The organism is Gemmatimonadota bacterium (assembly GCA_039715185.1).
Lineage (GTDB): Bacteria > Gemmatimonadota > Gemmatimonadetes > Longimicrobiales > RSA9 > DATHRK01.
The window spans coordinates 41,691-50,019 of the sequence record JBDLIA010000013.1; the positions used below are offsets into that span (position 1 = coordinate 41,691).

5 protein-coding genes are annotated in these 8,329 nt (G+C 70.1%); 2 read left to right on the plus strand and 3 right to left on the minus strand.

The annotated features are described in order from the left end of the window. Positions 1-46: 46 nt before the first annotated feature. Positions 47-2,395 (plus strand): tetratricopeptide repeat protein, encoded by a 2,349-nt coding sequence (locus tag ABFS34_04220; GenBank protein ID MEN8374631.1) that lies wholly within the window; start codon positions 47-49, stop codon positions 2,393-2,395. A gap of 4 nt (positions 2,396-2,399) precedes the next feature. Here ABFS34_04220 and ABFS34_04225 read toward each other — a convergent pair whose 3' ends face one another. The 3 genes from ABFS34_04225 to ABFS34_04235 all read right to left on the minus strand — a co-directional run bounded on the left by ABFS34_04225 (position 2,400) and on the right by ABFS34_04235 (position 7,415). Next, positions 2,400-3,302: a DUF2911 domain-containing protein gene (locus ABFS34_04225; GenBank protein MEN8374632.1), complete on the minus strand. Its 903-nt coding sequence runs from the start codon at positions 3,300-3,302 to the stop codon at positions 2,400-2,402. A 47-nt stretch (positions 3,303-3,349) separates the two neighbouring features. Then, on the minus strand, positions 3,350-4,240 hold the full coding sequence (locus ABFS34_04230) for a DUF2911 domain-containing protein (protein ID MEN8374633.1): 891 nt from the start codon (positions 4,238-4,240) through the stop codon (positions 3,350-3,352). Between the two features lie 82 nt (positions 4,241-4,322). Continuing rightward, positions 4,323-7,415 carry an AAA family ATPase gene (locus tag ABFS34_04235; GenBank protein MEN8374634.1) on the minus strand — a complete coding sequence of 1,031 codons (3,093 nt, stop codon included), beginning with the start codon at positions 7,413-7,415 and terminating at the stop codon, positions 4,323-4,325. A 111-nt stretch (positions 7,416-7,526) separates the two neighbouring features. Between ABFS34_04235 and ABFS34_04240 the strand changes: the two genes are divergently transcribed. Then, a partial coding sequence (locus ABFS34_04240) for a cation:proton antiporter (protein ID MEN8374635.1) occupies positions 7,527-8,329 on the plus strand: 803 nt, incomplete at its 3' end.

Sequence of the window (8,329 nt, forward strand, 5' to 3'; positions counted from 1 at the left end):
GCACTGTCACTTTCGACCCCGTTTGGTCGCATATAGGTTGGCTGCCATGAAGCCAATCTGGGAACGTCTGCGACGCGGCCGACTCGTCCAGGTCATCGTAATGTACCTGGGCGCGAGTTGGGTAATCCTGCAACTGGCCGACGTGCTCGAGGACGCGCTGGCGCTGCCCCCGTGGGTCTCGCCCGTGACCGTCCTGCTGCTGCTCATCGGGCTCGTCATCATCCTCGCCACCGCGTGGGTGCAGTCCAATCCGCTGACCGACCAGCTCGAAGAGCGCGGAGATGTGCCCGGGTCCTGGGAGGTTTCCCTGGGCGACGTCAAGGAGAGCATCGCCCGGGGCAAGCTGCCTCACCTCACCTGGGGTCGCGCGCTCATGGGAGGATTCGCGGCGCTCGTCACGCTGTTGGCCGCGGTGGGGGTGTGGGCGCTGATGAGCGGCGCACGCCCGGACCTGGGTCCCGCGGAGGCGGTGGCCGGCGAAGCGCCCGCGGGTATCGCCGTCGTTCCCTTCACGGTCAGCGGTGAGGACGCCGATGTCTGGCGCGAGGGCATGATGGATCTCTTCGCCACCAGCCTCGACGGCGTGGGAGGCTTCCGCGCGATCGACAGCCGAACCGTGCTGTCGCGCTGGGAGCGGGTGGTGGGCGCCGAGGGGGCGGCGGATCTGGCGACCGCGTTGGCCGCCGCGCGCGCCACCGGGGCCCGCTACGCGCTCGTCGGAAATGCCGTTTCCGTGGCGGGAAGCGTACGAATCTCCGGCGACGTCTACGACCTGGGTAGCGGGTCGGTGGTGTCTCGCGGGCGAGCCGAGGGTAGCCCCGGTGAGGTGCTGGCCCTGGTCGATCGGCTGTCGGTCGACATCATGCGCGACCTGCTGGAAGAGAACCGCGGGCGGGGCGTGATCGCGCCGACCCGCGTCGCCAGCATCACGACGTCGTCGCTGCCCGCCTTGCAGGAGTACCTGGAGGGCGAGAGCCTGCTGCGGCGCTCGGATTTTCGCGGGGCCGCTGTCCGCTTCAGCGCGGCGGCCGACGAAGACTCGACGTTCGCGCTGGCTCTGCTGCGCCAGTCGCACGCCGAGGCGTGGGCCAGCGGGCAGGACTACCTGAACTTCCAGGGCGTCGAAGCGCGCGCGCAGGCGGCGCGACACGCCGACCGGCTCCCCAAGCGGGAGGCGGAGCTGCTCGCGGTGACCCAAGCGTTCCAGGGCGGCGCGGCGGACGCGCTGGAACGCGCGCGTGCCGCCGTGCGTCGCTACCCCGACGACCCCGATGCGTGGGCGCTCCTGGGCGAGGTGTACGTGCACAACCGGCGCGCGGTGTTCGCCGAGCCCTCGGAGGGCATCGACGCCTTCCAGCGCGCCGTGGCGCTCGATCCGTCCTTCGCGCCCTACTACATCCACCTCATCGAGATGGCGATCGCGGTCGACGACACCATCGAGGCTTTCGGGCTGCTCGCCGAATACGAGCGCATCGCGGGCGACCGCGTCCGGCGGTATCTGCCCATCGCCGTGCCGGCGTTCGTGGGCGACAGCGCGCAGCGCCAGGCGGCGCTGGCGAGCGCCCTCGCCGGGGATCCCCATGTCGTAGAGGAGCTTTTCAGCAACCTGGACTGGCAGATGACCGCGCTGGACGCGCAGCACGCGCTCACCGACGCGTTCGACGCGACCGAGTGGCGAGGGGGCGGATTCCGGGCGATGAGCTTCGTGGCTCAGGGAAGGGTCGAGGAGGCGCTGCGCATGCTCCGGGAGGACCCGCTAGCCATAGGTGACAGGGCGCACACGGCGTACCTGATCGATCGAACCGTGCGCACCCTGGATGAGGCCGAGTTGGAGCAATGGGTGTCTCTGCCGGGTTGCCGAAGCCACACCCGTAACGACCCGGGTCAATGCTTGCTGCCGGTCGCGATGCGCGCGGTAGACAGGGGTGACTGGGCGCTGCACAGTGAGATCCTCGACACCATCCGGGCCGGAATCGAGCAGCACCGAACGTCGGGCGACACGATCTCAGTGGGCGTCGGCGAGACCATCGAGGCCGTCATCTCCGGCTACGCTAGCCTGCGGCGCGGGCAGCTGGACGAGGCGCGCCGCGCGCTCGAGGCCGTGCAGGGGAGGAAGCGCGGGCCCGACCACTGGGTGCGCTGGCTGCTCGCCGAGACCCACGCGGAAGCCGGCCGCCCGCGCGAGGCGATCCGCTACTTCCGCACCACCTGGCTGAACAGCTTCAAGGCCTACGGCGCCTACCGGCTGGGGGCGCTGTACGCCGAGATCGGCGACCGCGACAAGGCGCGCGAACAGTACGAGGCGTTCCTGCGCATGTGGCGGGACGCCGATCCGGACCTGCCGCAACTCGATGAGGCGCGGCGCGCGCTCGAGGAATGGCGGCCTACGGGCTGACGGCCTACTCCGAGCGCGCACCCCGCGACATAACGATCTCCTCCCCGTCGTCACCGAAGCCACGCAACTCGAGGGCCAACTGATCGCCCTCGCCGGGCACGAAGAGCATGTGACCGTCTTCCGTGCCGACCAGCTCTCCATCCCGATAGTGGCCGAGCAGGAACGCGTGTAGGCCCAGCGGGACCAGCTGGAATCCCCACGCGTCTTCGTCCACCTCTCCTTCATCGGAGACCCCGGCCCAGGATCCTTCCAGGTACTCCTCACCAGCCCATACGCGGATGACCGACCTCTCGCCTCCGTCGTAGGACGCCATCTGGTAGGTGCCCTCGTACCGGGACCAGTCCTCGCGGTCCAGGTCATAGGGCTCCCAAGCGGGCACGTCGAGGCGGAATGGGATCGACATCGTGCCCCAACGCAGCCGCAGGGTGGCGTGGTCCGGCCTCACCACCGGGAAGTCGAACGTGAGCACCTCCGCGAAGTCTCCCTCCCCCGGCGAGACGGCGTACTCCGCCACGTAGGTGTCCGCCTGCGGATGAACCGTGTGGAATAGCCGCGGCTCGCTGCTCACGACCAAGGTCCAGCCGTCGGGCTGGGGGATCAGCCACAAGGAGTACTTGCCCGCCTCCAGAGGGTGGCCGTCCAGCTCCACCGCTTGGTCCACCTCGAGCGTAGTGGCCATGTTGGCGCCGGGCGTCCACACCTCGCCCCAGTGCACCACCCCTCCGAACAGCGGATCGCGGCCGCGCGCCTGCGGGCGCGCGTAGTCCACCTCGATGCGCGTCCCGTTGACCACTTGTGTGATGGTCGATCGCTCGCTGGCTTTCACCTGGGCGGCCAGGTCGGCGCCGAGGCCGGCGGTTGCGATGGCCGCCAGCGCACCCCACTTCGCCACGCTGCCTCTGGGCATTCGACTCCTCCTGAGGTTGAGTTCTCGGCCGCCCACGGGTCGTCGTCCTACTCGATCCTCTCCAGCTCGAACCAGGGCTGGTTGCGGATGCCGATGATCACCGCGCTGGTTGCCGTGCCCTCTTCCATTGCGAAGATCATGGGCTCGTCCTCGACCTGGAACAGCTTGCCGTCGCGTAGCCAGGCCACCTTGAAGCGGTCGGGACGGGCGGTCGGGATGAGCGTGAACTGCGCGTTGCTCCACTGCGGGATCGTGGCCAGCAGCTGGCCCTCGTGGGCGGCGATGCTCAGCTTCATGTCGCGCGGTCCCGCGGCGGAGTTGGTGTGCCCCTCGTACGCACCGAGGAAGGGGGCCATTTCCTCTTCGGACATGGTGAACGCCAGCAAGCTGGGCTCCACGCCGACGGGCACGTCGATCGCCGTGCTCCCCCAATGCATGCGGAGCACGCCGCCGTCGGGACTCACGGCCGGGAAGGAGAACGTCAGCACCTCCGCGTAGTGGTCCGCCTCCGTCGGCGCGATCGGCACGCTGATCTGGAACTCGTCGGTCTCCGGGTACTCCCCCGTGTGGAACAGGCGCGGATTCGGGTGCAGGTGGACGAGCCATTCCTCCGGCTGCGCCTGCATCCACATGGAGTACTTGCCGGCCGGAAGCAGCTTGCCGGCGAACTCGATCGGGCCCGACGCCTCGACGGTGGTCGCCCAGTTCGCCCCCGGCGTCCACAAGTATCCCCAATCGACGAGGCCGCCGAACAGGGGCGAGCGGCCGCGCGCCTGCGGTCGTGAGTACTCCACGGTCAGCACGGTGCCGTCGATGGTCTGGGTCACCGAACCGATCTCGCTGGCCTTTATCTGGGCGGCTCCCGGCCGGGGCGCCACAAAAGTGACCGCCAGTGCGACGGCCGCGGCGTACGTTCCAATGCGACAGAGCTGGGTCATTCCGTTCCTCCTGTTGGGTAACTGCGCGCGCCTGGGGCGAGCGATCCGCCGAAGGCATTTGACGCGCGCCGGTGGGTCCCGGTCAAGTCCCGGGTTGGTCGATCGGGCCCTCGCCGCTCGCCAGGACCACGGGCGCGAGCGCCGCCAGCTCGTTCCTACCCGCAATGTCCAGCTTACGGTAGACGTTGGAAAGGTGGGTGGTCACCGTACGGGGGGAGATTCCGAGCTCCTTGGCGATCGCTTTGTTCGACGCTCCGCGCGCCACCAGCCGGACGATCAGGGTTTCCCGGCCGGTGAGGGCTCCGCCGCTGCGCCCGGCGGTCCGGGTGGGGGGACGGGCGCCCTGCTCGCGCAGCATCTCGCGGGTCTTGTCCAGCTCGAAGCGCGCTCCCAGCCGCGCGAACACGTCGTGCACCGCCCTGAGCTCGGCGATCGCCTCGTCCCTCTCGCCCAGGTCGATCAGGCGCGCCGCCAGTTGGCGCCGCACGCGCGCAGCGTCCCACACGAATGGCACCGACTCGAGCCGCTCGGCCGACGCCCGCAACATGTCGGCGGCCGCCCGCAGGTCCCCGCGCAGCCACTCCACCAACGCGTCGCCGGTCTCCGTCCAGGCCAAGCCCAGCGCGTGCCCGAGGGCTTCGGCGTCCGTGCGCAGTCGCAAGCGCTCCGGCTCGGCCCCCTCCGCGTCGTGCTTGTACAGGTGCGCCTCGATGATCGTCGGCAGGAGTCGATGGACAGCCCAGGCGGTGAAGCCCACCCGGTCCGCGATCGCGAGCCCGCGTCGGCCGACCGCGATCGCCTCGTCCCACTGCCAGAGCGTCCTGTGGTAGTTTGCCATGCCGGTGTGTACCGCGATCAGGCTGTGCACGTCGGGCGCCGAGGTGGGGTCGTCCGCGCCGGCGAGCAGCCAGGCCTCGTCCAGGTAGGCCTTCGCGCGCTCGGTGTCGTGCCGGCCCAGGTAGATCAGCGCGGTCCACACGAGCAGGCGGGGCAGCAGCCGGCGCTGGTTCAGGGTTCGGGCCAGCGCGATGGCGCGCTCCCCGAGCGCGACGCCGGTGTCCCAGTCGCCCGAGCTGAACGCCCACTCGATCGCCACCTCGTCCAGCGCCAGCCGCAGCAGGGGCGAGTTCATCTCGTCGGCCAGGCGCGTCCCGCGCGCGACGTGCTCGGCGCACACCCGGGCGTGGCCGGTGAGCCCCTCGAGCACTCCGAGCGCCCAGTGGCACTTGCAGATCGAGAGCGCGTCGGCGCGCGCCTCGGAGATTTCGAGGGCGCGCGTGCCGTGCTCGCGCGCGAGGTCGGGTGGGCCCGACATGGTGTGGAAGATCAGGAGGGCCCGCCTCACCCTCGCTTCGACATCCTCGGCGCCCGCCTCGAGCGCTGTATCGAGCGCCGCCTCCAGCTCCTGCCGCGCCTCGGCGACCCGCCCGAGCGCCTGAAGGCAACCGCCCACGGCCAGGCGCACGCTGGCGAGGACGGCGCCATCTCGCGCGGTCGTCGCGTGGGCGAGTGCCTTGCCGAACGCCGCGAGGGCGTCGTCCTGGCGGCCGGCCCAGAAGTGCGCGAGACCGATACGCCGCATGACGTTGGCGGCGCCCAGGTCGTCGCCGCCCGCGACGTGCTCCCCGTAAGCGCGCTCCCGCAGCGCGGCTGCGTCGGCGTAGTTGCCGCGGTGCTGACGCGCGCTCGCCAGACGCCTCAGCAGCCAGGCCAGCCCCGCGGCGCCCCCCAGCGTGCCCCGTTCGTCGGGGTGGAGGCGTTCGAACTGTTCGAGCGCGGCGGACAGGAACAGGTCGGCCTCGCGATCGGCGAACCGCGCGAGCGCCCGCTCGCCCGCGATGCTGAGGTAGCGCACGGCGTCGACCGAAGGGTCGCCCTGGCTCGCGCGCACCCAATGGTGCGCGAGCTCTTCCGCGTGCGCGCTGGCGTCTTCGCCGTATTGGGCCTCGAGGGCGCTCGCGACGGTCTCGTGCAGGAGCTGCCTCCGGGCGAGGCCGATGCGCTCTTCCAGGACTTGCCGGAGCATGGGATGACGGAAGTCGTACTCGGGCCTGTCCGGAGGGCCGTGCTCGCTGAGCACGCCCGCCATGCGGAGTTCCTCCACCGCGCGCACCAGAGCGGGCTCGGCGAGGTCACTCACGGCTCGCAGGGTGCGCAACTCCGCGCCCGTGCCGATCACCGCGACCACGTCGGCCACCGACCGCGCCGCGTCGGACAGCCGCTCCAGTTGGAGGTCGATCGCCTCGCGTATGGAGCGCGGCAGCTCCGGAGTTTCCACCTCCCAGCCGATCCAGCTTCCTCCCTCTTGGCGCAGGCGCCCGCTGTCCACGAGCTCGCTGAGGGTCTCCCGGAGGAAGAACGGATTGCCGCGCGTCCAGCCATAGAGCGTGGACGAGAAACGGCCCGTGACCGACTCATCGACGTTGAAAACGTGGTGTACCAGACTCGCCACGCCCTCGGCGCTGAGCGGGGCGAGCGGCTGCTCGTCGATGAGCGACAGCGACTCCAGCGAGCGCAGCACCGTACGCAGCGTGGGGTGCGCGCCGCGTTCGTCGTCGTTGATGGTGCCCAGGAACGCCACCGGTTCGTCGCTGAGCTGTCGACACAGGAAGTGGAAGAGCTCCAGCGAGGCGGCGTCCGCCCAGTGCAGGTCGTCGAGCAGAACTACGACGGGCTGGCGCGCGCTCCAGGCGCGCAGGAACTCGCCAAACGTCCAGAAGAGTTGCGTCTTGTCCGCCGGGGTGGAGGCGGTCGCGCCGTTTTCCACCGCCGGGAACAGGTGCGAGAGCCGGCCCTGGTGCCCGCGCGCGAGGACACTGAGGGTGGGGGAATCCATGCCGTTGAGTAGCGGCACGAAGCCGTCCGCGAAGAGCGAGTAGGGCACCGACGAGCCGATGGGGTAGGCTCGACACTGAATGGCCTCGCCGCGCACCGATGCTTCTTCCCCGAGGGCCGCCAGGAGTCTGCTCTTGCCGACACCGGAGGGGCCGGTGATGAGCGTGCCCGCGAAGCCTCCGGCCAGCGCTCGCTCGTGTCCGGAACGCAATTCTGCCAGATCGGCGGTACGCCCGATCAGCGGCAGGCGTTCGAGAATCGATCTGATGGGCCCGATTCCAGCTCGAGTGGACGCGCGGCGGGGGTGGCCGGACCGTCCGGCCACCGATCGTACACTCATCGTTCACCGTTCCGCACGGGGAGTCAATGCGCCCGCGCCGCGGGAACACTGGAGCCCGACGGCGAGGTCGGCTATCCTCTCCCCCCCCAAAGCGACTCGGAAACGGAAACGATGGATCCACTACTGCCTCTTCTCGGCGACCTGACGCTGCTCATCGGCGCCAGCGCCGCCGTCGCCTACGTCGCCCACAGGTACCTGGGCATCGTGCCGCTGGTCGGGTTCCTGCTCACGGGCGCGCTGATCGGTCCCAACTCCCTGGGCCTCGTATCCGATCCGCACCTGGTCGAGCTGGCGGCCGAGATCGGCGTGATCCTGCTTCTCTTCACCATCGGCATCGAGTTCAGCCTGGAGCGCCTGGCGCGCATCCGGCGGCTGATTTTCGGTGGCGGAACTATGCAGGTGCTGCTCACCGGTGCGGCGGTCTTTGGAATTCTGGTGGCCTTCGGCGTGTCGGCGCGCGACGCGCTGTACACCGGCATGCTCGCCACCCTCAGCAGCACGGTCATCGCGCTCAAGCTGCTGTCGGATCGAGGCGCTACCGGAACCCCGGAAGGCCAGGCCGCGCTGGGGATCCTGCTCTTCCAGGACCTGGCGGTGGTGCTGATGATGCTGCTGCTGCCCGCCCTCGCGGGCGACTCGGGCGGAGGCGGGGTACTGCTCGCTCTTGGCGAGGCGGCCGGCATCATCCTGTTCGTGCTGGTGCTGGCACGCCGGCTGATGCCGCCCTTCCTGGAACGCGTGGCGCGGGCGTGCTCGCCGGACATCTTCCTGCTGACGATCATCGCGATCTGCTTCGGCACCGCGTGGCTCGCGGCCGCGGCCGGCATCGGCGTATCCCTGGGCGCTTTCCTGGCGGGGCTCATCGTCAGCGAGAGCCGCTTCAGCGAGCACGCGCTCAGCGAGGTGTTGCCGCT